The organism is Bradyrhizobium sp. 132 (assembly GCF_023074185.1).
Lineage (GTDB): Bacteria > Pseudomonadota > Alphaproteobacteria > Rhizobiales > Xanthobacteraceae > Bradyrhizobium.
On sequence record NZ_JADPKY010000052.1, the window covers coordinates 1 to 1474 of the forward strand.

The window sequence follows — 1474 nt, forward strand, 5'->3', positions numbered from 1 at the left end:
GTATTGGGCGGATTCAAACGGTCGTCGCAACACTCGGAGGTAGGAGGTTGCGATGAACGTTGTAAGGCGCCGATCGGCGCGGTCAGGACGAGCCCCATTGCCGTCGCCAGGACGGCCGTCTGTTGCAGGACGCGATGAACAGAACAACTTCTGGCGGGCGATTGCCGCGGGGCTAAGCAGCGAAGATGCTGCGCTGGAAGCCGGATTGTCACAACCTGTCGGAAGCAGATTATTCCGAAAGGCGGGCGGCATGCCACCAGCGATGTTCAGATCCTCGGCAAAGGCGCTCTCCGGGCGGTACCTCTCGTTGGTAGAGCGCGAGGAGATCGCACTCCTCAAGGTGCAGGGCCATTCCATGCACGAGATTGGACGTCGCCTGGGGCGGGCTGCTTCGACAGTCTCCCGTGAACTGCGGCGCAACGCGGCCACCCGCGGCGGCGGGTTGGAATATCGGGCAACAACTGCCCAATGGCATGCGGATCGAGCCGCCCGCCGGCCCAAGCCGACCAAGCTTGCGCTCAATGCAACCTTGCGCACTTATGTAGAGGAGAGACTTGCTGGCGGCGTCGTAGCCCCGAGTGGCGCGCTCGTTCTTGGTCCCGCCGTTCCGTGGAAGGGCCGCCGGCATGGGCCGCGCAAGGATCGGCGATGGGCCAAAGCCTGGAGCCCTGAGCAGATTGCCCGACGCTTGCCGATCGACTTCCCGGACGACAAGACGATGCGCATCAGTCACGAAGCTATCTATCAAGCTCTCTTCGTTCAGGGCCGTGGGGCGCTGCGCCGCGAGCTGACGGCCTGCTTGCGAACAGGACGTGTATTACGGATGCCCAGGGCGCGCGTACGCAGGCGAGGCAAGGGCTTTGTCTCGCCGGAGATCATGATCAGCGAGCGCCCTGCTGAAGCTGCCGATCGAGCAGTGCCGGGACATTGGGAGGGAGACCTCATCCTCGGTCTTGGCAGCTCGGCAATCGGCACGCTGGTCGAGCGCACGACGCGCTTCACGATGCTATTGCACCTTCCCCGGTTAGCGGGGCATGGCGAAGCTCCGCGCGCGAAGAACGGACCTGCGCTCGCGGGACACGGGGCCGAAGCCGTGCGCGACGCGATCACGCGCACCATCATCACTTTGCCCGAAGAGCTGCGCCGCTCGCTAACCTGGGATCAGGGAGCCGAAATGGCTCAGCACGATCGTCTCAAGATCGATGCGGGTATCCAGGTCTACTTCTGCGACCCGCAAAGCCCTTGGCAGCGTGGCACCAACGAGAACACCAACGGTTTGTTGCGGCAGTACTTCCCGAAAGGCACAGACCTGAGCATCCATAGCGCCGAGGAGATATCCGCTGTGGCAGCGGCCCTCAATGCCCGACCGAGAAAGACACTAGGCTGGAAAACGCCGGCGGAGGCGCTTGACGAATTGCTGTTATGAGTGAAAAAACTGGTGTTGCGACGACCGTTTGAATCCGCCTTGGCTGCC

General features: G+C 63.0%; 1 protein-coding gene. It reads left to right on the top strand.

Features of this window, described 5'->3' with window-relative positions; genetic code table 11:
• Nucleotides 1-52: 52 nt before the first annotated feature.
• Complete coding sequence (locus IVA74_RS09035) at nucleotides 53-1426, top strand: IS30 family transposase (protein ID WP_247341860.1); 1374 nt, start codon at nucleotides 53-55, stop codon at nucleotides 1424-1426.
• Nucleotides 1427-1474 lie beyond the last annotated feature (48 nt).